Raw genomic sequence first — 24,157 nt, 5'->3', positions numbered from 1 at the left:
CGGAGTACGCTCGCGGCGTGGCGACGACGAACGAGTGGGCATCCACCGATGAGCAGCGCGAAGTGAGCTTCGAAGACTTCGCCGACGAGCTGGTCGTGTTGCCGGACACCACGACCGACGACACCGACGCCGGCTGGGGCGAGCGCAGCGCGTCCAACGACGACCGCCTGCTCGCCGACCGCCCCCCGCACTGGGACTGACGGACCGGCACAGACAGCGCTACGCCCCGGACCGCTGACCGGTGGGGCGTAGCGCCGGGTGGTGCGGGCGACCTCAGGCGGTCGAGGAGGCCGACTTCGTCGACGCGCCCGCCGAGGAGGTGCTCGACGACGCGGCCGCGGCCGGCTTCGAGTCGGAGGACGACGAGGCGGACGAGCTCGAGTCCGACGACGACTTCGACTCGGAGGACGACGAGGACGACGTCGACGAGGAGTTGCTCGACTTCGTCGAGGAGCGGGAGTCGGTGCGGTAGAAGCCCGAGCCCTTGAAGACCACACCCACCGCGGAGAACTGCTTGCGCAGGCGGCCCTGGCACTCCGGGCACTCGGTCAGCGCGTCGTCCGTGAACGACTGCACCGCCTCGAGCTGGTGGCCGCAGGCCGTGCAGGCGTATTGGTAGGTAGGCACCGTTCAGCCTCCATCATTGGCACTCAACCCTATCGAGTGCCAATAGTGCGGTATCGCACATCCTTTCGTCCAGTGGAGGTGGGCGGTCTCATACCTGGCGGTAGCCCCCACCAGGGCCCCCGAGACCCGCTGGTCGTGCGGGTCGGCGGGCACGGACGGCAGGAGCTCGCCCGGGTGCAGCAGGGCGATCGTCGGGGCCGTGACCCGGGCGAGGACCCGGTCGTAGGAGCCGCCGCCCTGGCCGAGCCGCGTCCCGTCCAGCCCGACGGCGAGCGCCGGGACCAGCATCAGGTCGACCGACCGGACCGCGTCGACGCCGAGCCGCGGGCCGGTCGGCTCGGACAGGCCGAGCGGCCCGCCGGCCAGCGTCCCGTCGTAGCGGGCCCAGTCCAGGTCGCGCGAGGGCAGCAGCACGGGCAGCAGGACCTGTGGCGCCACGGCGGACAGTGCGGGCAGGAGCCCCGGGCCGCCCGCCTCGAACGGCAGCGGCGCGTAAGCGGCGACCGTGCGTGCGCCAGCTGCCCGTATCATGGCGGAAACAGCATCAATGAGCGACTTGTCGGAAAATGGGTGCGCGGAGGAGCGCCGAGCGGACCGGATGTGCGACCGGAGCTCGGATTTCGGGGACACCGCAGGCGGCACCGCTCAAATCCTCCTCATCTGTGACAGCATCGCAGAAACACAGCTTCGGGAGGACGGACGTGACGCTGCGGGCGCGGCTCACCGCCGCCTTCCTGGCGGTCGTGCTCGGACCGGTGCTGCTCGGCGCGATCTTCGTCGGCATCGCCGTGTCCGCCGTCAGCCAGCAGCGGGCCAAGGAGCGGCTCGAGTCCGGCGCGCAGAACGTCGAGGCCGCCCTCGCCGTCACCTGCCAGCGGCTGCGGCTCGCCGCCGAGACCACGGCGCTCGTCACCGCCGACGGCGACCAGCCCGACGCGGCCCAGCGGGCCGTCCAGCGCGGGCTCGCCCGCGCGGTCGAGGTGAGCGGCGCCGACGGCATCGTGCTCACCACCGCGGGTGTGCTGCCGCCGAAGCCGTGGGCCGACTGCGCCGCGCCGGCCCACGCGCCGTTCGCCGCGATCGCCGCGTCCGTCGACGTGCTCGACCCGAGCTCGCGGCGCATCGGCCGGGCGTACGCGGTCGAGCCCGTCGACGCCACCCTCCTCGCCTGGCTCACCGACGCCAGCGGCGTGCGGGTCGACTCGCTCGCGACGGACCAGACGGAGTCGGAGTCGGTGCGCGTCGCCGCCAAGCTCGACCGCGACGCGACCGGCACCACGCCCGGCGGCCTGCTGGTCCGGCGGCTCGAGCCGCGGCCCGACCAGCCGCTGACCCTGGCCCTGTCGGTGCCCGAGCCCGACACCGGCGGCCTCTACGCGGTGCTCGTCGCCGTCGTCGCCTGCGCCGGGGTGGTCGCGGTCAGTGTCGCCTGGTGGCTGGCCCGCTCCACCACCCACCCGCTGACCGAGCTGGCGCAGGCGGTCGAGCGCGTCGCCGACGGCGACCTCAGCGCCCGAGTGCCCGTCCGCAGCCAGGACGAGGTCGGCCGGCTCGGTCAGACGTTCAACCGGATGACCCGCGAGATGCAGGGGTACGTGCAGGCGCTGACCGCCAGCCGCGACCAGCTGCGCGGGCAGCTCGGCGTCCTCGGCGACACCCTTGCCGGCACCCACGACCTCGACCGGATCCTGCAGGTCATCCTGCAGACGGCGACGGCCGCGACCGGCGCGCAGTCCGGGGTGGTGCTGATGGTCGACCCGGCCAGCGGCGAGCTGCGCGGGCAGGTGGCCGAGGGGCTCGCCGGGTTCGACGTCGCCGACCTGCGGCTCCAGCTCGGCGACGGGCTGCTCGGCACGGTCGCCGCCTCCGGTGAGCCGCGGCGCGGCCGGGTCGACCGGGACGGGCCGGTCCTGGCACCCGTCGAGCCACGCTGCATCACGTACGTCGCGGTCCCGATCGCGGCGCCGGGCGTGGGGCCCACCACGGGCCTGGAGCCCCAGTCCGACCTGCCGCCCGCCGCGCGCGGGGTCCTGGCCCTGTACGACCGGCACGGCTTCGACGAGTTCGACGACGCCGACCTGATCACGCTGCGGACGTTCGCGGGGCAGGCGGCCGTCGCCGTCGACAACGTCCGGGTGCACGAGGAGGCGCAGCGGCTGTCCCTCACCGACCCGCTGACCGGCCTGTCCAACTACCGGTACCTGCGCGAGTCGCTGCGCCGCGAGGTCGAGCGGGCCAGCCGGTTCGGCCGCAGCCTCGCCGCGCTCGCCCTGGACCTCGACCGGTTCAAGGAGGTCAACGACACCTACGGCCACGCGGCCGGGGACGCGGTGCTGGCCGAGTTCGCCCGCCGGCTCCGGGCGGAGATCCGCGAGGTCGACTTCGCGTTCCGGCAGGGCGGCGAGGAGTTCGTCGTGCTGCTGCCGGAGACCGACGCGGCCGGCGCCGCGGTCCTCGCCGAGCGCCTCGGTGCCGCGGTACGGCGCAGCCCGGTCCTCGTGGTCTCCTCCACGCCCGGCCAGCCGCCGCGGCGCATCCCGGTGACGGTCTCGATCGGCATCGCGGTCTTCCCGATCCACGGCGCGACGGGAGCGGCCGTGCTGGAGGCCGCGGACGACGCGCTCTACGCGGCCAAGGCCGCCGGCCGCGACACGTACAAGATCGCCCCCGACGTGGTCGTGGCAGTGCCGCTTCCAGGTGCGCTTCCAGGTGCGCTTCCAGGTGCGCTTCCGGGTGCGCTTCCGGGTGCACAGGAGTCGTTCACGGGTGCGCAGGGGCCCGCGAAGGCTAGTACGGAGGTGACGCCCGGCGCGCCAAAGGCGGCACAACCGCCACGACAGAGCCGCGGCGGCTAGCCTTGCCACATGCCTGACACGACTCCTCACCAGCCCGCGGCGCAGCGCCAGCGGGCTGTCAAAGCCGTGATCCCGGCGGCGGGCCTGGCCACCCGCTTCCTCCCGGCGACCAAAGCCGTGCCGAAAGAGCTGCTGCCGGTCGTTGACCGGCCCGTCCTCCAGTACATCGTGGAAGAGGCCGCGGCAGCCGGCATCCGAGACATCCTGCTGGTCACCGGCAGGGGCAAGACATCGATGGTCGATCATTTCGACCGCCGTCCCGACCTTGAGGCGCGCCTGCAGGAGAAGGGCGACGACGAGCGGCTCGCCGCGGTCAAGCGCCCCAGCGAGCTCGCCGAGATCTACACCTGCCGGCAGGGCGAGCCCCTCGGCCTCGGTCACGCCATCTCGTACGGTGAGTCGCACGTCGGCAGCGAAGCGTTCGCGTGCCTGCTCGGCGACGAGTTCGTCGAGGAGACCGAGCCGCTGCTGCCCGCGATGCTCGACCTCCAGGCGCAGACCGGCGGCATCGTCCTCGCGCTCATCGAGGTCGAGCCCGACGAGACCAGCCGCTACGGGATCGCGTCCGTCGAGCCGTCCGACCTGTCGGCGGACGCGGGCGAGGTGCTGAAGGTGACCGGCCTCGTGGAGAAGCCGAAGCCCGCGGAGTCGCCGAGCAACCTCGCGGTCATCGGCCGGTACGTGCTGCCCCCCACCCTCTTCGACGCGATCCGCCGCATCGGCCCCGGCGCCGGCGGCGAGATCCAGCTGACCGACGCGATGGCCCTGCTGCTCGCCGAGGGCACCCCGGTGCACGGCATCGTCTACCGCGGCACCCGGTACGACACCGGCATGCCCCTCGGGTACCTGCAGGCCGTCGTCCAGCTCGCGTGCAAGCGCGACGACCTCGGCCCGGCGTTCAGCGAGTGGCTGACCCAGTTCGTGGAGAAGGATCTGCGCGGGTGACAGCGGTTCCAGCGACGGGCTCCCACCACGACGCCGCACGCGATGCGGGCGTCGGGTCGAACGCGCGCGTCCCACTCGCCGACTATCTCGCCGGCGTGCTCCGGGGCCTGCGCCCGTTGCCCCCGCTGGACCTTGAGATCACCGCCGCGCACGGCAACGTGCTCGCCGAGGACGTGGTCGGACCGGGCCCCGTGCCCGCGTTCGACCACTCCGCGATCGACGGCTACGCCGCCCGGTTCGACGACATCAGCGACGCTCAGCCGGGCCGCCCGGTCCGGCTCAGCGTCGTCGGTGACCTCGTCGCCTCCAGCTGGCGGCCGGTCCGGCTGACCCCCGGCACCTGCTTCTCCGTCGCCGCGGGCGCCCTGATGCCGGTCTCGGCGGACGTGGTGGTCCCGCCCGGCATGACCGACCAGGGCATGGCGGCGGTCGAGGTGTACCACCCGACGAAGCGCGGCCACGGGGTGCGCCGCGCCGGCGACGAGCTGCCCGCCGGGGCGGTCCTCGCCCGCGCCGGTGCGTACGTGACCCCGCCGCTGGTGTCCGTCCTCGCTGCCAGCGGCATCGGGCACGTCGTCGTGCGCCCCAGCCCCCGCGTCGTCGTGATCGCCACCGGCGACGAACTCGTCGACGTCGGCCGCGCCAGCCAGCCCGGCCAGGTCGTCGACGCCAACTCCCACGCCCTCACCGCCGCGGCGGCCGAGGCCGGGGCTCACGCGTACCGCGTCGGCATCTGCGACGACGACCCCGAGGGGCTCCGCGGCCTGCTCGACGACCAGATGCTGCGCGCGGACCTCATCATCACGACTGGCGGCACCGGCACCGGCCCCGGCGACATGGTCCGGCGCATCCTGTCACGGTCCGTGGTCTTCTCAGACCTCTCCGTGTACCCATGCTCGTCGCTCGGCTACGGGACCATCGGCGGCGCCGCCGGCGTCAACGGCGTGCCGATCGTCTGCCTGCCCGGCGACCCCGGCGCCGCGCTCATCGGCTTCGAGGTGCTCGCCCGGCCCGTGATCCAGCTGCTCGCCGGCGCGGACCCCGTCTTCCGGCCCAGCGTGCGCGCACACCTGCTGGAGACCGTCAGCTCGCCCTCCGGCATGCGGGAGTTCCGCCCCGCGTACATCACTGAGCGCCGCGGTGGCGGCTACACCGTCATGCCGCTCGCCGGTGGCCCGTACACGCTCTCAGGCCTCGCCGACGCCAACGGGCTCATGGTCCTGGGCGAGAAGGTGATCAGCGCCGCCGCGGGCTCTACAGTGGACGTCATCATGTTGGATAGACGGCGATGAGTCAGCCTGGATGGCCGGCGGTCCTGACCGACGGTCCCGTCACCCTCCGGCCCTACCGGCGCGCCGACGCCCGCCTGTGGGCCGAGGTCCGCCGCGCCAACGAGCAGTGGCTGTCGAAGTGGGAGCCCACCCCGTACGGGACGTGGCACGACCTCAACTCGCCGGCCGCCTTCCGTGCCGTGCACGCCGACCTGCGCCGCGCCGCCCGCACCGGCAGCGCCATGCCGTTCGCCGTCTGCTACGAGGACCAGCTCGTCGGCCAGCTCACCCTCGGCAACATCGTCCGGCGCGCCTTCTGCTCCGGCTACGCGGGCTACTGGGTCGACTCCCGCCACGCGGGCAAGGGCATCACCCCGACCGCGCTCGCGCTCGCCGTCGACCACGCCTTCAGCGTCGGCGGCCTGCACCGCATCGAGGTCAACATCCGGCCCGACAACCTCGCCAGCCGGCGCGTCGTGGAGAAGCTCGGCTTCCGCCAGGAGGCGTACCACCACCGCTACCTGCACATCGACGGCGACTGGCGGGACCACCTCGGCTACGCCATGACCACCGAGGACGTCTCCACCGAGGGCGGCCTCCTCGCCCGCTGGCACAAGGTCCTCGCGGGCTGACTTCAGGCCCCTCCATTCCGGCCCCTCCCGCTCGGCTCCTCCTTTTCGGGTGTTTCCTCCTGCGTGTTGACGTGGTGTAACGCTGCGCAACCCGTACTGTTCTGAGTCGGAGTTACCACGCTGTAACTTCCACAGACTTGGATGACTTCGCGCGCCTGGGGGGACCGGCGCACGAAGTCGGTGAACGGAGGCGTGAGGGTGCCGACCTCGGTGCTCCTCGCCGTCCTTGCCGCTGCTGGGCTCCTGGCCTTGGCGCCCGCGTTGGTGCGCCGGTACGACGCCACAGAGCGGCTGGTGGCGGAGCGGGCGTTGTCCACGGCACGGGTGCTGACCCGTGCCGGAATGCGCGCTGACCGCCGCCGGCGCACGATCCCCGGCCGCCGCCCGGTCAACCCGCCCCGCACAGTGGTGCACCGCACAGTTTCCTCTCCCGGTTCTTCTCCCGGCGGCGCCGCCCCGCCGCCGTTGCGGGTCGTGCCGCCCACCGCCCGCCGGCGCCGTCCACACCGGGCGCCCCGCGCCATGTACCGCCGCCGCCGGGTCCTGCTCGCCCTCGTCCTGCTCAACCTCGTCGAGCTCGGCGGCGTCGCCCTCGTCAGCACCGGCTTCTGGGTCGGCTTCGCCGTCACCGGCGCGCTGCTCGTCGCCTACGTCGCCCACCTGCGCACCCGCGCCCTCGCCGAGCAGCGCCGCCGGCGCCGCGAAGCCCAGTACGCCGCGTGGATCGCCCGCCGCCAGGCCCAGGTCCGCCGCGAACAACTCCGCCGCGCCGCCCAACGCCGCGAGGCCGTCGCCGCCCAGCTCGCCGAACGCGACCGGGCCCGCCGCGAAGCGGCCCGCCTGGGCGCCCTGGGCGCCGTCCGGGGCCGCCCCTACGACACGCGGGCGTCAGGTCAGTGATCTGATTCGCGCCCCGTCCAACCCGTTTGCTACTCTTGGCCCCGGCCCACTCCGGCGGGCCGGTTGGGGTTGTGGCGCAGTCTGGTAGCGCACCTCGTTCGCATCGAGGGGGTCAGGGGTTCGAGTCCCCTCAACTCCACCAATCGGCGCAGTCTGCTCAACGGACTGCGCCGTTTCGCGTTGGTGGTGGAGTTGGTTCCCCGCGCACGGGCTTCGCCCGCGCTCCCCATTGGGGGAGCTTCGCTCCACCCACGCCCCCTCAAGACCGTCGCGTGGCGCTCTGATCGGTGGGCTCGTCGGCTGCGCCGCCTCGGGGGCCCGCGCTGTACCAGGATCAGCACGTACGCGGCGTAGAACGGGTCCGGGGGCTCCTGGGCAGCCTTCAGGAAGGTCTTGGCCTCCTCGGCGGTCCACGCGGTGGGTTTGCGGGTTCGGGGCTTGGCGACCTTCGCCAGCGCAGCCGGCAGCTATGACGGCCGGGGTCGTCCGCCAGCGACAGCAGGCGTACAACCGCGAGGCGTTCCAGCTCGGCTATGTCGTCGACTCCAGCGACCTTCAGGCCTGGGTCCGGGGTACTCAGAGCCGAGCGGCCCATTACGTCGGTGCTCAAAGCGCAGCCGGGAGTCTATTCACGCTGCGCTCAGAGGGAACAACCTTGCCGCGGTGAGCGACGTCGCCGAGACGCTACAGATTGCTGAACGACGTTGACCGCCCCGGCGCCGTAACCTCCAGTCGTGACCCGACAAGAGGACCCTCGCCCTTGTTCTCGGTCTCAGGCCCGACGCGAGCTGACCGATCGCTTTGGCACGTCGGTTTGTGAGCCGCACGCAACGCCTCAGGTGAAAGCCCGGCGAGGTGAACGTGGGACCGATCGGCGCCGCAGGAATGCCGCAGCGGAGGAACCCGCACGGAATCCCGCACACGGCCAGCGGCTTGGTCGTCATGACGCGGATTGGACCGTCGTCCCGGCCGGGCTCCACCGTCGCACTAGCTTGTGGGACCGGCAAGCCCGAGGATGGTCACATGACAGACGACAGCGGTGTTCTGGTACATGCCAGAGCCAATCTGTGGAGCGGTGCGGAGGCCGTCGGTGGTCACCTGATCCTGACCCGCGACCGACTGTCCTTCCGTGCGCATGCACTGAACATCCAGACTGAGCCGCTCGACCTCCCGGTCGACCAGATCGTGTCCATGCACAAGTACAACCAGTTGAGGATCATCCCGAATGGCCTCGCTGTCACGATGGCGTCGGGGACTGTGCACCGCTTCGTCGCCACCAAACGCGATCGCTTCATCGCTGTTTTCGCGGCATACCGACAGTAGTACGACACTGCAGGTCGATGTATGCCGCATTGGCCTCGCTGTTGTAGGTGCAAACCGGTGGGCAGGAATGGTCCGGCGCGGCGGTTCGGGCTTGCGGACCTTGTGCCGAGCGATGGGCTTCGACGTCGGACCACCGCAGGCCGAGGACCTCACCCTGGCACAGCCGCACACCAGGATCAGCACGTACCAACCCGGCCGGGTTGCGGGTGAGCAGCTCCTCGACGATGGCGTTGTTCAGCGCGTTGCGAAGGACCGTCCAGGCGTCACGAGCGGTGCGTTCGGACACCGGCCGACGGCGCAGCAGCGGCGGCGGTTGACCGGCCGGGCGGCGTTCACAGCGGTGGCCGGCGCCAGGTTCGGCGCGACGACTGAGCTTCGGCGTCGTCATCGGTGATGGCGTACTCGTCGATTGCGACGGACGTCAACATTTGGGCGTGGATGCCGCTGTTGGTGGAACAGTCCGCTCGTTCAGCAGGCAGTCGTTCAAGGTGGGTGGAGCGGATCGCCGGTAGGGGTTCGTCGGGTCAGTCGGGCCAGGCGGTCATCGAGCGGGCGATGTTGGTGACGAAGCGGGTGCCGAGGGTCGTCAGGGCGCCGGAAGCCTGGAGGGTGCCGACCGCGTCGGCGGTCCAGTCGCGGTACATCCGGTAGTTGCGCCAGGCGTCGGCGGCATCAGCGGCGTCGGTGCGGACCGCTCTGGCGCGCCAGATGTCGGCGACGGCCTGGTGGGCGAAGGTGCCGTGCAGGGCGCCGACGACAGGGCGGGCGTCGGTGCGCCAGCCGACCTTGAGCCGGCGGGGGTCGTTGCGGTCGACCAGGTCGCAGGCGTCGAGGACGGCGTTGAGCTTGTTGTGCTGGAACTCGTGGACCAGCACGACGGCGAGCTCGGACGGGGAGGCGAGGGTCGCGGCGATCGTGCCGAAGGCCTGCTTCGTCGTCGACGCACGGCTGTCGCCGCCGGGGGCGGCGTGCAGCGGGACCACCGTGCGCAGGCCCACCCGCAGGCCGCCGACGCGGGCCGGCGCCTCGACCGCGATGAGCCGGGAGGCCGTGGTGAGGGCCTGGCGCCAGCGCTGCGCGGTGTCGTCGTCGAGCCGGTCGGTGGGCTTCCACTTGTGGCAGTCGCGGTGCGGGTCGGCGTCCTCCAGGGCGAGGCCCGGCATGACCTGGCGGATCGGGCGCCATCCGGCGGTCTCCCGGCCGGCGTCGGGCACCGCCACCGCGTCGTCGCCGGCCTTCAGGGTGAACCCGCCGGCGGTGACGGCCACGACCGCGGACGAGTGCGCGCGTCCGGCGAGGACCGCCGTGCCGAGGGTCGGCAGGTACAGCTGCCCGGCCTGCGCCGGCACCGTGACCGTGACCGTCGCCGCGGCCCTGATCGCCGCCGCCGCCGCGACGACCGCGAGGTAGCCGGGGGTGGCGGAGCCGGTGCCGGACAGGCATCCGACGGCCCAGGCTCGCACGTACGGATGCCGCAGCACCTCATCGGTGGGCTCCGGCGCCTGCTGGTCGACGGCGGTCAGGAGGTCCCATCCGCCGCGCACGTGCGGGTCGTCCGGCCACCGCCTGGTGACCTCCCGGAGCAGCGAGCGGGTGATGGCCAGCTGGGCCGACGCCAGCGCCTCGACCGCGGTGACGTCGTCGCCGGCGAGGGCGATCGCGTCGAGGTGCTCCAGCGGGAGGGCGATCGCGTCCGGGACGGGGGCGGCGGGCTCGGAGGGCGCCGGTGGGTGGTGCCGCATGTGCTGGATCAGCTCCATGAGGTCGGGGCAGTAGACCGACGGGTTGTCGAAGCCGCGCCCGGTGCTGTACCGGTGGGCGAACAGGCCGCCGCCGCACTGCGTGACGACGGGGCAGGCCCGGCACGTCGCGGACAGGTCGGCGAGGCCGAGCTGGCGGCGGGCGACGCCGGGCGCACCGGCGACGTCGTCGACGCTGTGGGTGAAGACGTCCATCCCCGTCGCCGGGGCGCCGTCGTAGGTGATCTTGATGCTGTCGGCCAGCTCCCACTCGCCGTTGGTCTCGACCACGACGAGGTCCGCGGGGTCGAGGCCGACCCATTCGCTGTAGCTGGGTCCGCCGCCGGCGGTGGACAGCAGCGACTCGAAGAGTCTGATGCCGGTGGGCTGGCCGTCGGCCAGCCACCGGTCGTAGATCGTCGCGAGCCACCGGGCGTACGGGGCGGCCTCTCCGCCCGGGCGGGCCGGCGGGTGGTCCCACGTGCCGTGCGGTAGCAGGAAGTCGACCCGCGGCGGCTCGTGCCGCAGCAGCTCCTCGTAGACCGCGACCGGGTCGTTGGTGAGGTCGACCGTGCAGAGCAGGCCGGCGTAGCTGCGCCGGTACTCGGGCCGGCGCAGCAGCGCGACCCCGGCGACGACCTCGCGGTAGCTGCTGCCGCCGTTGCGGAACCGGCGGTGCAGGTCGTTGGCGGCCCGGTCGCCGTCGAGGGAGACACCTACCTTGATGTCGAACTCGCGGAACAGGTCGCAGAACTCCGTGGACATCCGCACGGCGTTGGTCTGCATCCGCAGGTCGACGTGGACGAACGGATCGAGGGCGGCGACCAGCTCCCCCACCAGCTCGCGCATCCTCTGCGGACCGAGCAGCAGCGGCTCCCCGCCGTGCAGGACGATCCGTACGCTCGCGAGGCCGTGCGCCTTCGCGTGCTCGGCGATGCGGGCGCCGGTCGCCCGGACGACGTCGCGGTCCATCGTCCGCGGCTGGCGGCGCCACGACTGATCGGCGTGCTCGTAGACGTAACAGTGGTCGCAGGCAAGATCACATCGCGAGTGGACCTTGAGCACGAACTGGCTCAGGCCGCTCGCAACCCGCCCGCCACTGTCCACTGTGGTGGCTAGATCGACGAATTGAAGGCGGCCACGTCGAGGCTCGTAATGCCGTCGACGTCTTCGAGGATGCGCTCGACAATACGGCGGCTGTCGTCGTCGGAAAGACGGGTCAGCGGGACGCGGGCGGCAACAGCGGTTGCATTACCCGCCGGACGCGGCCGGTTTTCGACACTTGTCTTCATCAAGTTGATCCTTCTAGGGAAGCTGTAGGTGCCTTGGTCAGGCGATTGCTATAATGCAGGTAGGCACCAAACGCCGTGGTATTGATCATCACGCGCGCCTGGAACTCCGCCACTCTAGCCGAATGCATGCCTGCGCCATAGCGGGCTCGCGGGCAGTCACCCCGCAGTGGCTCAGTGGAGCTGGATCGGGTATTCCACCTGGATCATCTCACCGTTTCGTGACCATGCGTAGTCATTCCCGCTTTTCGTCCGGCCCATCGCGGACCGGGGCGATACAAGGGAGGACTACAGCCGCGACAGCAGGATCGGGGCGCTCCAGTTGCCCAGCTCAGCGCTGCTCGCCCACAGCTTGCCGGCCTCGACCGGGTGGCCGTCCAGGTACTCCGCGAGGCCCAGGAAGTTGATCGCGTCGGTATCCGCAGGGCCACCGAGCGCTCGCAGATGGTTACGCTGCCGTTGCGTGAGCTTGCGGCTCACCACCGCAAGGTACGTGGTGGCTTGATCAAGGTCTTCCACCGCTCTGAGTAGCAGCCGCTTCGCTTCTTCGAGATTGCCGTCCGCGGCGGCAATCGGCGCGAGTCGCGCGACCGCTTGGACATTTCCGGCGTGTGCCGCCCGCCGCCAGATGGCAATGGCCTCGTCAAACGCGTGCCGCCGGACCGCCCAACCGCCGCGCTCAAGACGCAGGTCGATTTCGGGCCGGGTTTCGAGTCGTTCGAGCAGTGCCTCAGCCTCGGCCAGAGAAACCTCGTCGCGGCGGGAAAGCACAATGGTGAGCAGCCGGCGCATCTCCTCGACGTCGCCCGCCTCCGCCCTGTGCCGGGCCCAGTGCTCGACGTGCCGGCAGTTGGGGCGCAGGCCGTACTGCCGCAGCTCCCCGTTGCGCATCGGCCGCACCATGTGCCGCACCGCCCGCTCCAGCAACAGCGCCTGGTCGGCCTCGAACGTGCGGGCGGAGCCGTCCCGGCAGGCGGTCGCGACGAGCGTGCCGTCGGGCGAGAACGCCACCGCGGTCACCCAGTCCGGATGGTCGAACCGGGCCAGCTCGGCGCCGCTGGCCGCGTCGATCAGGCGGGCGGTCTTGTCGTGGCTGGCGGTCGCGACCCGGGCCCCGTCGGGCGAGAACGCCACGGCCACCACCGCCTCGAAGTGGTCGATCCGGCCGCGTTCGATCCCCGTCTCCACGTCGAAGACGCGGGCGGACTTGTCGAAGCTGCCGGTGGCGAGGAGCCTGCCGTCGGGTGAGAAGGCCACGGCGACCACGTCGTCGTGGTGCGGCAGGCGGACCAGCTCGCGCCCCGTCGCCACCTCGAAGATCCGCGCGGTCGCGTCGTAGCTGGCGGTCGCCACGTACGCGCCGCCGGGCGAGACGGCGACGGCCACCACCGCCCGGTCCTGGACGAACTCGACGGTCTCCAGTCCCGTGGTGGCGTCGAAGACCCGGGTCACCCCGTTGTGCCCGCCGGTGACGACCCGGTCGCGGGCGCCGTCGAACGCGACCGCCGTGACGGGCCCGTCGTGTGGCAGCTCGAGCAGCTCGACGCCGGTCCGCGCGTCGTAGATCCGCGCGAACCCGTCCTTGCCGATCGTCGCCACCCGGTCGCTGTCACCCTCGCCGGCTTCGGCGAAGGCGACCGCTGGGACCTCGGCGCCGTGCCGGCCGAGGATGAGCTCCGCGCCGGTGCGGGCGTCGAACGAACGGGCGAACCCCTCCCGGTCGCCGGTCACCACGCGCCGCCCGTCCGGCCCGTACGCCAACGCCAGGACCTCGGCGTGGTGGTGCATCCGCGCCCGTTCCCGCCCGGTGCCGACGTCGAACACCCTGGCGGTCATGTCGTTGGAGGCGGTGGCCAGCCAGGCGCCGCCCGGGTCGAAGGCGACCGCCCGTACCTCACCCGAATGCCGGAACCGGGTGCGCTCCGCGCCGGAGGTCACGTCGACGACCAGCGCCGAGCCGTTGTTCGCCGCCGCGACGACCCGATGGCCACCCGCGGTGAACGCCACCGCGAACACCTCGCTGTCGTGGTCGAGGCGGGCCCGCTCGGTGCCCGTCGCGGCGTCGAAAACCCGTACCGACCGGAAACTGGCCGTCGCGACCTGGGTGCTGTCGGGCGAGAACGCGACCGCCAGGACCGCGCCGTCGTGCGGCAGCACCACGAGCGAGCCGTTGCCGCCGGCCCGGAAGATCCGCGCGGTCCAGTCCAGTCCGGCGGCCGCGACCAGGGTGCCGTCCGGGCTGAACACCACCGAGGTCACCGGGCGCTCCAGCTGGCACTGGGCCACCGGGGCACCGGTCAGCAGGTCGAACACCTGGGCCGTGGCGCCGCTCGCCGTCACCAGCCGCGCGCCGTCCTCGGCGAACGCGACGTCGAGCACCTCCCTTGTGTGCCGCACCGCCAGCAGCCGCCGGCCGGTCCTCGCGTCCACGACGCGTGCCGTGCCGTCGTGCGACGCGATGGCCAGGCGCTGCCCGTACGGCGCGAACGTCACCCTCGAGACCGGCCCCTCGTGCCCGAACTCGGTCACCTGCGCCCCGGTCGACGCGTCGTGGACGCGCGCCGTGCCGTTGCGGTCGGCGGTGGCCAGCAGCGCGCCGCCCGGGTCGAACTCGATCCACGTCACCTCGCCGAGCTGCGGGATCTCCAGCGGCTCCGGCTCCGCGTCCGCCAGGTTGTAGACGCGCACGACCTGGTCCTGGCCGGACGTGGCGAGGCGGTCGCCGTCGGCGTCGAAGGCGGCCGCCACCACCGCGGCCGGGTGGGTGAGCGCGGCCACCACCTCGCCGGTGTCCGTGTCGTACACGAGGGTCTCGCCGCCGGAGCCGCACATCGCCATGCGGGTCCCCTCACGGTCGAACGCCACCGCCGTCGGCGGGACCCCCGAGTCGATCTGCCGCAGCGTCCGGGGGTGCTGCCGCAGCACGTGCTGGAGCGCCAGGTTGCCCTGTAGCGTCGGCTTCGTCAGTACGGACTCCACCGCCAGCGCGAGCGCCACGTGGGTCGGCACCCTGGGCAGCCGCGCGACCAGCTCACAGTCCGCCGCCAGCCGCAGCGCCTCGGCCTGGTCCGTGGCCGCCTCCGCGCGTTGCCGCGCGTCCTCCGTCTCCCGGTTGCGCGCCTCCGCGGCCGCCCGGCTCCTGGCGACGAAGTCGTGGACGTCGAACGGGATCTCCTCCGGCCGCTGCTCGATCCAGGCGGTCGCCTCGGCGATCCGCGACTCGGGCAGCGGGTCGTCCTCGCGGATCCGCCGCTGGGTGATGTCGAGCCAGATCAGGAACTCGGCGTTGCCGCGCACCAGGTCGCGCAGGTAGGTCCACGACCGGATCAGGGCCTCGTGCGCGAACTCGGCGAACCTGCCGGACTGTGGCTCGTTGTCGAACACGACGAGCCGCTCCCGGGCCAGGTGCTGGAGCACCCGCTCGTGGGTGGGCGGCAGCCCGGCGAGGTGCACCCGGCGCCGGATCGCCCGGTCGACGTCGTCGCCGACGAGCTGCACCAGGCTCAGCAGCACCTGGTCCAGCAGCGCCCGCGGGGTGTCGGCGACCTTGGCGATCTGGCTGTCCGCGAACTGGTCGAGGACCTCGCCGATCTCGCCCAGGTGCCGGTAGCCGGTGTAGTCGATCAGCCGCTTGCGCTGCGTCTGCCACAGCCGCGTCAGCATGAACTCCAGCAGCGGCAGCGACCCCCGGGCCGCGTCCTCGACGATCTTGTCGACCAGTCCCGGCTGGAAGGTGACGCCGCGCGCCTCGGCGGGGCGCAGGACGGCGGCGTGCATCTCGGCGGGTGTCATCTTCGACAGGGGGAAGAGCCGCTCGACCAGCCGCGGGCCGACGCCCGGGATGCCGAGCAGGGCCGGGACGAAGTCGGCGCGCAGCGTGTGGACGGTGCGGAACCCGGGATCCCGGTCTTTGCCCGGCGGGCGTTCGTGAGGGCCTTCGCCCGGCGGGCGTTCGTGAAGGTCTTCGCCCGGTGGCAGCAGCAGGTCGAGCAGTTCCTGCTCCGGTGGGGCGTCGCCGAGCAGCAGCTCCTCGAACTGGTCGACGACGAGCAGCAGCGGGCGGTCCTGGCTGCTCAGCAGGCGGGCCATCCAGTCCAGGCCGTCCGCGCGCAGCCGGGCGACGGTCGCCTCGATCTGGGCCGCCTGCGGCTGCCGGTCGTCGAGCGCCCTGAGCAGACCGATCGCCAGCCGGTGCCACGGGTCCCGCCCCGGACGGATGACCGCGACCGACCACGCGTGCTCCGCCAGCAGCCTCGGGACGAGACCCGCCTGGACCAGCGACGACTTGCCGACCCCGGACGGGCCCACCAGCATCGTCACCGGCTGGTGCCGCACCTGCTGCGCCAGGGCCGTCACGACGTCCTCACGGCCGAAGAACACGTCCGCGTGGGCCTCGGTGAAGCTCTCCAGGCCGCGGTACGGGTTGGCCGGGATCAGCAGGTAGTCCAGCTGGTCGGGGCAGGTGGCGGCGAGCAGCTCCGGCGGCAGCAGGTAGGCGTCGCGGTGCGGCTCGTCGGGCGGGGCGGTCGCGTGCAGCAGCCCGATCACCCGGCCGTCGGCGCGCCACACCGGCGAGCCGCTGTAGCCCGGCTGCGCGCGGATGCTCTGCCGCTCCAGGCTCTCGACCTGGATCAGCCCGCCCTCCACGGCGCCGACCAGGCCGACCTCGACCCAGACCCCGTTCGGCCGCGACACCGCCTCCGGGTCGCCGAACACGACGAGCCGGTCGTCGGGCCCCGTCGGGGTCTCCGCGAACCGGGCCGGCGGGGCGTCCGCGGGCGCGTCCTCGTTGAGCTCCAGGCAGGCGACGTCGCCACCGGTGCCCCACTCCGGCGGCGGGTTCCACGCCACGACCCGCGCCGTCCGGATCGGCCTGCCCCCGACCCGGGGGAACTCGACCTGCACGGTCACGGTCTGGTCCGGCCTCGGCTGGCTGCGGTGGTCTCGACCGAGCGCCGCGTTGACCACGTGCGCGCAGGTGATCACCTGCCGCGGGCCGACCAGCACGCCCATGCCCACCGGTCGCCCGGACCCGCTGATCCGGACGACGGCGACGCCGTCAGTGCCCGTCATCGGTGCCGGTCGTCTCCAGCGCCGCGCGGTGCCACACCATGGTGACCCTGGTCAGGATGATGCCCACCTCCCGCTCGCGCCACGCATCGGTGTCCGGCTCTGGATCATAGCAACGACGGTCACTATTCGAACATGGACGAATGCTCCCCGTGCATGGACCGTCGGCCCGTCTCGGCCCGCTCTTGTGCCTGAGCCGCCGACCGGAACGGCGTGCCCTCCCACCGCCACGGATGATCGGCCAGGACGATCGTGTTCCAGCCGCCGCCGAGGCAGTACGGCCCGCCGAACAGGGCGCCGACCAGCTCGTGCCACCGGTCCTCGTCCTCGTGCCGTACCAGATCCGCCGCGTCGGCGACCACGAGGCACTGCCGCAGCGAGGCCGCCCGGTCGCCGACCGCCTCCAGCATGTCCAGCCATCCGCGGCTCGCCGCATACGGCAGCTGCAGCACGCCGGCGAGGTGCTCGACGGTGCGAGCGGCCGTGGTGCACGCCGCGCCGAGCACGATCCGCACGTCGGCCTCGTCCTCGTACGCCGCCACCCGCAGCTCGTCGACGAGGCCCTGGAACCGGTCCGGCGGCAGCTCCACCGCGACGACCTTCCCGCGCGCGGCCGCGATCCGCGCCACCAGCCCCCGCAGCGCGTCGTCGTCGATCTCATCCATGGCCCCAAGGGTGCCAGGGCCGCCCGGCTGTGTTTGCATCAAGACATCGGACCGGCCGGCGCACAGGGAGGCCAGACATGGCGAAGCCCGCTCGGCTGAGCGCGGGGATGCTGCTGTACCGCCGCTCAGACCAGGGAATCGAGGTGCTCGTCGGGCACATGGGCGGTCCGTTCTGGGCCCGGAAGGACGCCGGCGCCTGGTCCATCCCGAAGGGCGAGTACGACGAGCACGAGGAAGCCCAGGCCGCCGCCTTCCGCGAGTTCGAGGAGGAGCTCGGCGCCCCCGCCCCCGCGGGCACGCCCATCAGCCTGGGCGAGGTCCGCCAGAGCGGCGGCAAGGTCGTCACCGTGTTCGCCCTGGAAGGCGACTTCGACGAGCAGACCGCGGTCAGCAACACCTTCGAGATGGAATGGCCGAAGGGCTCGGGCGTCATCCAGTCGTTCCCCGAGCTGGACCGCGTCGCGTGGCTCGGCCTGGAGCCCGCCAGGACCAAGCTGGTCAAGGCCCAGGCCACCTTCCTCGACCGGCTCCAGCAGCACCTGGAACCCGGGCATCCATCGCCTTGAGGACGCCAGGCCAGTCATCGCGAGGTGGCCCTGTCCCCGCGGCCACGGCGCGCCGAGCATGGGCCACATGCGAATCTCCGACGCGACAACCCTGCTGGCCCGCACCCCGACCACGGTCTCCGCGCTGCTGCTCGACCTGCCCGACGAGTGGCTGCACCGCGACGACGGCCCCGACACCTGGAGCGCCTACGCCATCGCCGGCCACCTCCTGCACGGCGACGAGACGAACTGGCTGCCCCGCATCCGCCTCATCATGGAGCACGGCACCGACCGCCCCTTCGAACCCTTCAACCGCGTCGCCATGCTCTCCTGGGACCGCGAACCCGTCGCCGACCTGCTGGACCGCTTCCGCTCCGTCCGGTCCCGCTCGCTGGAGGACCTCGACGCGCTCGGCCTGACCCCTTCCGACCTGCCCCGCTCCGGCACCCACCCCGAGTTCGGCACGGTGACCCTCTCCCAGGTCCTCTCCGCCTGGGTCGCCCACGACCTGACCCACACCGCCCAGATCGCCGAGGTCCTCGCCGGCCGCCACCGCGACGACGTCGGCCCCTACCGCCGCTACATGCCCGCCCTGGACCGCTTCGCCCCCGCCGAGTAGCCGCCCCCTCGATACACTCAGCGACGGCAGCGCCGTAGCGCAGAGGTTGACGCGCCCGACTCCGGATCGGAAGGACGCCGGTTCGAATCCGGCCGGCACTGCCTCCAACGGCCCACGACCCCACCCGCCGAGCCTCGGACCGCACCTGACCGAGGCTCTCCGCTCCACTTTCGCTCCCGCCAGGCGCCCTGCGTCAGGCCAGCTGGCCGCCCCCCCGCAGTCGCGCCCGACGGCAGCTGGCTCGCCAGCGCCGACGGACGAGCGCTGTGTGTGAGCGGAGCCGCGGGAGGCCTGCACGGCTTCACTCTCGAACGGGACCTGATCCCCTGGTGGGTCCAGCGGGCGCACACGCTGGGATACGCCAAGAGGCACGCGGCCCCTGGTGGGAGAGTTGCAAACAAACCAGCCGTAGTTTCGCGTAGCCCACGCCGCTTCGTGAGGGTGGCGTGAGGTTGAGTCACGCATTTACTCTGGTCGTACCTTGCGCCGGGTGACGACGGGAGTGCCTCGAGTGATGTCAGAGCGCGCCCCGTGAGCCAGCCGGACGACGGCGTCGACGAGCCTGTCCGCCGGTATTTTTACCTCAGCTATGCCCGCCCTCGCGCGACGGCGGCCATGGTCACCCCGGACCACTGGGTGAAGCAGTTCTACGAGGATCTCGTGCAGCACATCCGCGCGATCGTCGGCCCGGGCAAGACCCCGCTCGGCTTCGCGGACGTGGCCGTGCCCGCCGACCGTGACCGGCAGGCGGAGATCCAGGCCGCGCTCGCGTCCGCGGACGTCTTCGTCGCGCTGTACTCGCAGAAGTACCTCGTCAGCCGCGAGGCGCGCAGCGACCGGGCGACGTTCATGGGCCGGCTCGCGTCGGCGGCGAACGGCACGCCCGCCGAGGAGCACATCCTGCCGGTGCTGTGGGCGCCGCTGCCGGGCAACGTCTACCGGGCCGAGGTCGCCGACGCGCGCCGGTTCGCCGAGGACGTGCCGGAGTACGTGATGAACGGGCTGAGCGTCCTGTGCCGGATCGGCACGTTCCGCAAGCAGTACGAGCGCGTGCTGCGGCGGATGGCGGAGGAGGTCGTGCGCATCGCCGACCGGTCCCCGCTCGTCGCGACGCAGACCGTGGACATGGTCGAGGCCTACCGGGTGCGGGTGTGGCCGACCGCGCCGTTCACCATCGCGGTCCTCGCACCGACCAGCGGCGACCTGCCGCTGCCCGACGGCCGCGGCACCGCGCACGGCTACGGTCTGCGCGCCGAGCACTGGAAGCCGTTCGCGGGCGGGCACGCCGTCGCGGACGAGGTCGCCGCCGAGGCCGACCGGCTGCGGTTACCGGTGGACGTGGTCGGTTACACCGCCGACGACTCGATGTACCGCGACTACCCTGGCATGATCCTCATCGATCCGTGGATCCTCGCCACCCCGGGCGGACGCGACCTGGTGCGCTCGACGCTGCGCTGCCCGTACTCGTGGGTGACGATCGCGGCGGTCGTCGACGAGCACCACCCGCGGTTCGAGCCGCACGGCACCCGGTACCTCAGCCAGCTCGAGTCGCTGCTGCGCCGGACCGACCGGTTCATCCGGTTCACCACGGTGGCGAGCTGGCGCAGCGAGATGCCCGAGATCGTCAGCCGCATGCGGCGCGAGTACATGAACAACGGACCCAGTTACGCGCCGGCCAGCCCGCCCGGCACCAGGCCCCGCCTCGGCCGGCCGGAGGCCGGGCGCGGCACACCGTCCTCCAGCGAGGGTGAGGAAGCATGAGTGACCACCGTGACGGCAAGGTCATCACCTTCTACTCGTACAAGGGGGGCACCGGCAGGACGATGGCGCTGGCCAACGTCGCCTGGATCCTCGCCGCGAACGGCAAGCGGGTGCTCGTGGTGGACTGGGACCTGGAGTCGCCCGGCCTCGCCCGGTACTTCAGCCCGTTCCTGGACCGCGCCGCGCTCGACAGCACCGAGGGCGTCATCGAGATGATCCGCGAGTACGAGTGGGCGACCACCCGGCACCGCGGCGACGACGAGCGCTGGTACGAGGAGTACGCGCGGGTCCAGAAGTACTCGTTCTCGCTGCGCTGGCCGGGCTTCCCCGACGAGGGCACGCTGGACTTCCTGTCCGCCGGCCAGCAGAACAACGACTACTCCAGCAACCTCGCCGCGATGGACTGGGACGCGTTCTACGAGCGGCAGCGCGGCGGGCTGTTCCTCGACGCGCTGCGCGCGGACATGAAGCGGCACTACGACTACACGCTCATCGACAGCCGCACCGGCTTCAGCGACGTCGCCGACATCTGCACGATCCACCTGCCGGACACCCTCGTCACCTGCTTCACCCTCAACGACCAGGGCATCGACGGCGCCGCCGACGTGGCGCGGCTGGTCGACCGCCGGCACCGCAAGATCAGGGTCCTGCCGGTGCCGATGCGCGTCGACCCGTCGGAGCAGGAGAAGGCCGACATCGGCCGCCGGGTCGCCATCCAGCGCTTCGCCGGCCTGCCGGTCGGCCTCGACCCGGACCAGCGCGGCGAGTACTGGAAGAAGGTGGAGATCCCGTACCGCGCCTTCTACGCCTACGAGGAGGTCCTCGCCGTCTTCGGCGACGAGCCGGGCGTGCGCACGTCGCTGCTGGCCGCCTACGAGGCGCTGACCGCGCAGATCACGAGCGGGGACGTGACGAGCCTCCCGCCGATGGACGAGGTGACCCGGCAGCGGACCAGGGCCCGGTTCATCCGGCAGGCCGTGGTCGCCGAGCGGGAGGTGCTGCTGCGGTACGCGCGGCAGGACCGCGTCTGGGCGGAGTGGGTGACGCACGTGCTCCAGCAGGCCGGCGTCCAGGTCATCGACCCGTGGGACGGCGACCCCAAGGACACCACCGTCGACGGGTTCACCCGCACCCTGGTGCTGGTCTCGCAGGCAAACGTCGAGCGCGAGGCGACCCACGTGGTCCCGGACCGGGCCGCGGACCGGGCGCCGTTCGCCGTCTACGTCGCCGACGTCCGGCGCCTCGCCGGCATCCCGCAGGCCAACACCGCGACCGTCTTCGGCGCCACCGCCGAGGTGGCCGTGGACAGGATCCTGCGGCTCATCGGCGCCGACGTGGAGCACGTCGATGCGGAGGTGGCCGGCGGGCCGCGCTTCCCGGGCCGGGACAACCTGGTCTTCAGCATGCCCAGCCGCAACATCCGGTTCACCGGCCGCGAGCAGGACCTGCGCCAGCTGCGCGACCAGCTGCGCGCCGGCACCGCGGTGGTGCTCGCCGGCAACGAGCCGGTGGCGCTGCAGGGCATGGGCGGCATCGGCAAGACCCAGCTCGCCATCGAGTACGCGTACCGGTTCCGGGCCGCCTACGACGTGATCTTCTGGATGAACGTCGAGCAGTCGAACGTCATCGAGACCGAGCTCGCCGACCTGGGCACGCTGCTGGGCGTGCCGGCGCGGCAGTCGACGCCCGAGTACGCCCGCGCGGTGCTGCAGAGCCTGCAGCACACCGACAAGCGCTGGCTGATCGTCTTCGACAACGCCGAGGACGCCCCGGGCATCGAGCAGTACCTGCCGACCGGCACCGGCCACGTGATCATCACGTCGCGCATGTCGACCTGGGGCGAGCGGGTCAAGCTGCTGCCGGTCAACGTGTTCACCCGCGACGAGAGCAAGCAGCACCTGCGCCAGCGGGTGCCGACCATGCAGGACGTGGACGCGGGGCGCATCGCCGAGCTGCTCGGCGACCTGCCGATCGCGGTGGCGGCCGCCGCCGCGTGGCTCGCCGACACCGGCAACGCGGTCGACGAGTACCTCGTGCACATCGCCCGGTCCGGACCGCGGGGGCTGCGCGAGCCGCAGTCCGACACCCCGATCGAGGCGACCTGGGACCTGTCGCTGCGGCGGCTCAACCAGCGCTCGCCCGCCGCGTACCGGCTGCTGCAGATGTGCTCGGTGTTCGCCCCGGAGATCGCGCTCGACCTGGTGTACAGCGACGAGTTCGCGGCGGCGCTGCGCCCGCTGGACCCGAACGTGTCCGACTACATGTTCCGCGCGTCGCTGGTGCAGCAGGTGCACCGGCTCGCGCTGCTGCGGCTCGACCTGCGCGGCGAGCCGGGCAGCCGGGAGCGCACCGGCACCGTGTTCGTCCACCGGCTCCTGCAGCACGCCGTGCGCATCCGCATGAGCGAGGACGAGCTGACCCAGACCCGCCGGCAGGTCCACCGGGTGCTGGCCGCCGCCCGGCCGAAGAACCAGGAGGTCGACGACCCGGACGCGTGGCCGCAGTACAGGATGCTGTGGCCGCACGTGGAGGTCACGAAGGCCGCGTTGAGCGACGACGAGTCGGTCCGCGCGCTGATGATCGACCGGGTCCGGTACCAGTGGCTGCGCGGCGACCTCGTCGGCGCCCGGCAGAGCGCCGAGCAGTTCGACGCCATCTGGTCGCAGATGCTGGAGGAGACCGAGGACCCGGACCAGCGCCGCACGCTGCACCGGCAGCTGCTGCACCTGCGGTTCAACCACGCCAACATCCTGGGCTCGCAGGGCAACTTCACCGACTCGCTGCGCCTGGACGAGGCGGTCCTCGCCACCCAGCAGGAGCTGCTCGGGGCGCGCCACCCGCACACCCTGATGACCGCCGGCGGTCTCGCCCGCGACCTGCGTGGCCTCGGCCGGTACCGGGAAGCCCTCGACACCGACATCTCGACCTACGCGGCGTGGCTGGACGACTTCGGCGAGGACTACCCGCGCACCCTCGCGGCGCTGAGCAACCTCGCCATCTCCTACCGGCTCATGGGCGACTTCCACGAGGCCCGGGCCCGCGACGAGGCGGCGTACAACTCCCGCAAGTCGATCCTCGGCGAGTCCAACCCGTACACGCTGTACTCCGCGACGAACCTGGGCCGGGACATCCGCGACGCGGGCGACTACGACCAGTCCGTCGACTGGCTCGCGTCCGTGTACGAGCAGTACAAGGTCACCCGCGCCGAGGACGCCCGGGGCATGCTCGTGTGCCAGACCAACCTGGCCGTGTCCCTGCACAGCGCCGGCCGCGCGGCGGAGGCCGCGGAGCTGCTGCAGTCGGCCAGCAGCCAGCTGTCCGTCACGTTCGGCCGCACCAACCCGGACGCGCTGAGCAGCCGGCTGAGCCTCGCGGTCACCCTGCTGTCACTCGGGAAGTTCGCCGAGTCCCGGGAGCTGCTGACCGACGTGTACGAGACGTACCGCGACAACCTCGGCGACGAGCACCCGCACACGCTGGTCTGCATCGGCAACCTCGCGCTGCTGGCCCGGGCGCAGGGCGACCACGACCTGGCGGTGCGGCTCGCCGAGGAGGCCGTCGAGGGGCTGCACCGCAAGCTCGGCGACGAGCACCCGTACACGCTGTCGACCCGGATGAACTGGGCGGTCTGCGTCGCGGAGACGCCGGGCGGGCTGGACAACGCCATGGAGACCCTGGAGCGGGTCGCCGAGCAGATGCAGGTGGTGCTGCTGCCCGACCACCCGAACGCGCTGCGCTGCCAGGCGAACCTGAGCCTGGTGCGGCAGCTGGCCGAGGTGGGCGGCGGCGACTTCGTCGACCGGGTCGCGGCGCTGGAGGAGCGGGTGGGTCAGCAGCATCCGACCGTCAACGCGCTGCGCCGGCGGGAGCTGGTCCACCGGATCATCGACCCGCACCCGTACTAAGACCGCCGCCC

18 protein-coding genes and 2 tRNA genes are annotated in these 24,157 nt (G+C 72.3%); 14 read left to right on the top strand and 6 right to left on the bottom strand.

Annotated features, from left to right (window positions below; genetic code table 11):
* Positions 1-17: 17 nt before the first annotated feature.
* Both ACQEVZ_RS22210 and ACQEVZ_RS22205 read left to right on the top strand, forming a co-directional pair.
* Complete coding sequence (locus ACQEVZ_RS22210) at positions 18-200, top strand: hypothetical protein (protein WP_344512267.1); 183 nt, start codon at positions 18-20, stop codon at positions 198-200.
* Positions 201-241: 41 nt separating this feature from the next.
* Complete coding sequence (locus ACQEVZ_RS22205) at positions 242-472, top strand: hypothetical protein (RefSeq protein WP_433377292.1); 231 nt, start codon at positions 242-244, stop codon at positions 470-472.
* A 158-nt stretch (positions 473-630) separates the two neighbouring features.
* On the opposite strand, the gene ACQEVZ_RS22200 is transcribed toward ACQEVZ_RS22205, so the two are convergent.
* Complete coding sequence (locus ACQEVZ_RS22200) at positions 631-1,257, bottom strand: 5-formyltetrahydrofolate cyclo-ligase (RefSeq protein ID WP_433369467.1); 627 nt, start codon at positions 1,255-1,257, stop codon at positions 631-633.
* Between the two features lie 71 nt (positions 1,258-1,328).
* On the opposite strand from ACQEVZ_RS22200, the gene ACQEVZ_RS22195 reads away from it, so the two are divergent.
* From ACQEVZ_RS22195 to ACQEVZ_RS22165, 7 genes are all read left to right on the top strand, one after another.
* Positions 1,329-3,482 carry a diguanylate cyclase gene (locus ACQEVZ_RS22195; RefSeq protein ID WP_433369464.1) on the top strand — a complete coding sequence of 718 codons (2,154 nt, stop codon included), beginning with the start codon at positions 1,329-1,331 and terminating at the stop codon, positions 3,480-3,482.
* A gap of 9 nt (positions 3,483-3,491) precedes the next feature.
* Positions 3,492-4,427, top strand: a complete 936-nt coding sequence (locus ACQEVZ_RS22190) for a UTP--glucose-1-phosphate uridylyltransferase (RefSeq protein ID WP_344512209.1) — start codon at positions 3,492-3,494, stop codon at positions 4,425-4,427.
* Entirely contained in the window at positions 4,424-5,719 is a 1,296-nt protein-coding gene (locus ACQEVZ_RS22185) for a molybdopterin molybdotransferase MoeA (RefSeq protein WP_344512211.1), read from the top strand. Before ACQEVZ_RS22190 ends, ACQEVZ_RS22185 begins: the two co-directional genes overlap by 4 nt.
* Entirely contained in the window at positions 5,716-6,330 is a 615-nt protein-coding gene (locus ACQEVZ_RS22180) for a GNAT family N-acetyltransferase (protein ID WP_344512213.1), read from the top strand. The genes ACQEVZ_RS22185 and ACQEVZ_RS22180 overlap by 4 nt, the downstream gene beginning before the upstream one ends.
* 192 nt (positions 6,331-6,522) lie before the next feature.
* Complete coding sequence (sepX, locus tag ACQEVZ_RS22175) at positions 6,523-7,230, top strand: divisome protein SepX/GlpR (protein ID WP_425552411.1); 708 nt, start codon at positions 6,523-6,525, stop codon at positions 7,228-7,230.
* 65 nt (positions 7,231-7,295) lie between these two features.
* A tRNA-Ala gene (locus ACQEVZ_RS22170) sits at positions 7,296-7,372 on the top strand.
* Positions 7,373-8,253: 881 nt separating this feature from the next.
* Positions 8,254-8,553 carry a hypothetical protein gene (locus ACQEVZ_RS22165; protein ID WP_433369459.1) on the top strand — a complete coding sequence of 100 codons (300 nt, stop codon included), beginning with the start codon at positions 8,254-8,256 and terminating at the stop codon, positions 8,551-8,553.
* Here ACQEVZ_RS22165 and ACQEVZ_RS22160 read toward each other — a convergent pair.
* From ACQEVZ_RS22160 to ACQEVZ_RS22140, 5 genes are all read right to left on the bottom strand, one after another.
* Positions 8,522-8,941 carry a hypothetical protein gene (locus tag ACQEVZ_RS22160; RefSeq protein ID WP_433369456.1) on the bottom strand — a complete coding sequence of 140 codons (420 nt, stop codon included), beginning with the start codon at positions 8,939-8,941 and terminating at the stop codon, positions 8,522-8,524. The genes ACQEVZ_RS22165 and ACQEVZ_RS22160 overlap by 32 nt on opposite strands.
* Positions 8,942-9,077: 136 nt before the next feature.
* Positions 9,078-11,357 (bottom strand): FxsB family cyclophane-forming radical SAM/SPASM peptide maturase, encoded by a 2,280-nt coding sequence (locus ACQEVZ_RS22155; RefSeq protein WP_433376912.1) that lies wholly within the window; start codon positions 11,355-11,357, stop codon positions 9,078-9,080.
* A 50-nt stretch (positions 11,358-11,407) separates the two neighbouring features.
* On the bottom strand, positions 11,408-11,584 hold the full coding sequence (locus tag ACQEVZ_RS22150; protein ID WP_433369453.1) for a hypothetical protein: 177 nt from the start codon (positions 11,582-11,584) through the stop codon (positions 11,408-11,410).
* A gap of 285 nt (positions 11,585-11,869) precedes the next feature.
* On the bottom strand, positions 11,870-16,654 hold the full coding sequence (locus ACQEVZ_RS22145; protein WP_433369450.1) for a trypsin-like peptidase domain-containing protein: 4,785 nt from the start codon (positions 16,652-16,654) through the stop codon (positions 11,870-11,872).
* A gap of 122 nt (positions 16,655-16,776) precedes the next feature.
* Entirely contained in the window at positions 16,777-17,316 is a 540-nt protein-coding gene (locus ACQEVZ_RS22140; protein ID WP_433369447.1) for a hypothetical protein, read from the bottom strand.
* A gap of 77 nt (positions 17,317-17,393) precedes the next feature.
* On the opposite strand from ACQEVZ_RS22140, the gene ACQEVZ_RS22135 reads away from it, so the two are divergent.
* The 5 genes from ACQEVZ_RS22135 (at position 17,394) to fxsT (ending at position 24,146) form a co-directional block, all read left to right on the top strand.
* The gene (locus ACQEVZ_RS22135) at positions 17,394-17,882 is read left to right on the top strand and encodes an NUDIX domain-containing protein (RefSeq protein WP_433369444.1); all 489 of its coding nucleotides are present in this window, start codon (positions 17,394-17,396) and stop codon (positions 17,880-17,882) included.
* A gap of 67 nt (positions 17,883-17,949) precedes the next feature.
* Positions 17,950-18,480, top strand: a complete 531-nt coding sequence (locus ACQEVZ_RS22130) for a DinB family protein (RefSeq protein ID WP_344512222.1) — start codon at positions 17,950-17,952, stop codon at positions 18,478-18,480.
* Between the two features lie 28 nt (positions 18,481-18,508).
* Positions 18,509-18,581: transfer RNA gene (locus tag ACQEVZ_RS22125), tRNA-Arg, on the top strand.
* A 430-nt stretch (positions 18,582-19,011) separates the two neighbouring features.
* Positions 19,012-20,241, top strand: coding sequence for a TIR-like protein FxsC (locus ACQEVZ_RS22120; protein WP_433369440.1), 1,230 nt, complete (start codon positions 19,012-19,014; stop codon positions 20,239-20,241).
* Positions 20,238-24,146, top strand: coding sequence for an FxSxx-COOH system tetratricopeptide repeat protein (fxsT, locus tag ACQEVZ_RS22115; protein ID WP_433369437.1), 3,909 nt, complete (start codon positions 20,238-20,240; stop codon positions 24,144-24,146). Before ACQEVZ_RS22120 ends, fxsT begins: the two co-directional genes overlap by 4 nt.
* The last annotated feature ends 11 nt before the right edge of the window (positions 24,147-24,157 follow it).

This window comes from Dactylosporangium sp. CA-152071, assembly GCF_050936335.1.
In the GTDB taxonomy this organism is placed as follows: Bacteria; Actinomycetota; Actinomycetes; order Mycobacteriales; family Micromonosporaceae; genus Dactylosporangium; species Dactylosporangium maewongense.
Note: the sequence above shows the minus strand (reverse complement) of the source record. Positions and strands in the feature narration are given on the sequence as shown.

Excerpts from the sequence above, each read along its gene's own strand:
- ACQEVZ_RS22145 (WP_433369450.1), bottom strand. The coding sequence starts at position 16,654 with ATGACGGGCACTGACGGCGTCGCCGTCGTCCGGATCAGCGGGTCCGGG.
- fxsT (WP_433369437.1), top strand. The coding sequence starts at position 20,238 with ATGAGTGACCACCGTGACGGCAAGGTCATCACCTTCTACTCGTACAAG.
- ACQEVZ_RS22150 (WP_433369453.1), bottom strand. The coding sequence starts at position 11,584 with ATGAAGACAAGTGTCGAAAACCGGCCGCGTCCGGCGGGTAATGCAACC.
- ACQEVZ_RS22165 (WP_433369459.1), top strand. The coding sequence starts at position 8,254 with ATGACAGACGACAGCGGTGTTCTGGTACATGCCAGAGCCAATCTGTGG.
- ACQEVZ_RS22160 (WP_433369456.1), bottom strand. The coding sequence starts at position 8,941 with ATGACGACGCCGAAGCTCAGTCGTCGCGCCGAACCTGGCGCCGGCCAC.
- ACQEVZ_RS22130 (WP_344512222.1), top strand. The coding sequence starts at position 17,950 with ATGCGAATCTCCGACGCGACAACCCTGCTGGCCCGCACCCCGACCACG.
- ACQEVZ_RS22140 (WP_433369447.1), bottom strand. The coding sequence starts at position 17,316 with ATGGATGAGATCGACGACGACGCGCTGCGGGGGCTGGTGGCGCGGATC.
- ACQEVZ_RS22180 (WP_344512213.1), top strand. The coding sequence starts at position 5,716 with ATGAGTCAGCCTGGATGGCCGGCGGTCCTGACCGACGGTCCCGTCACC.
- ACQEVZ_RS22135 (WP_433369444.1), top strand. The coding sequence starts at position 17,394 with ATGGCGAAGCCCGCTCGGCTGAGCGCGGGGATGCTGCTGTACCGCCGC.
- ACQEVZ_RS22190 (WP_344512209.1), top strand. The coding sequence starts at position 3,492 with ATGCCTGACACGACTCCTCACCAGCCCGCGGCGCAGCGCCAGCGGGCT.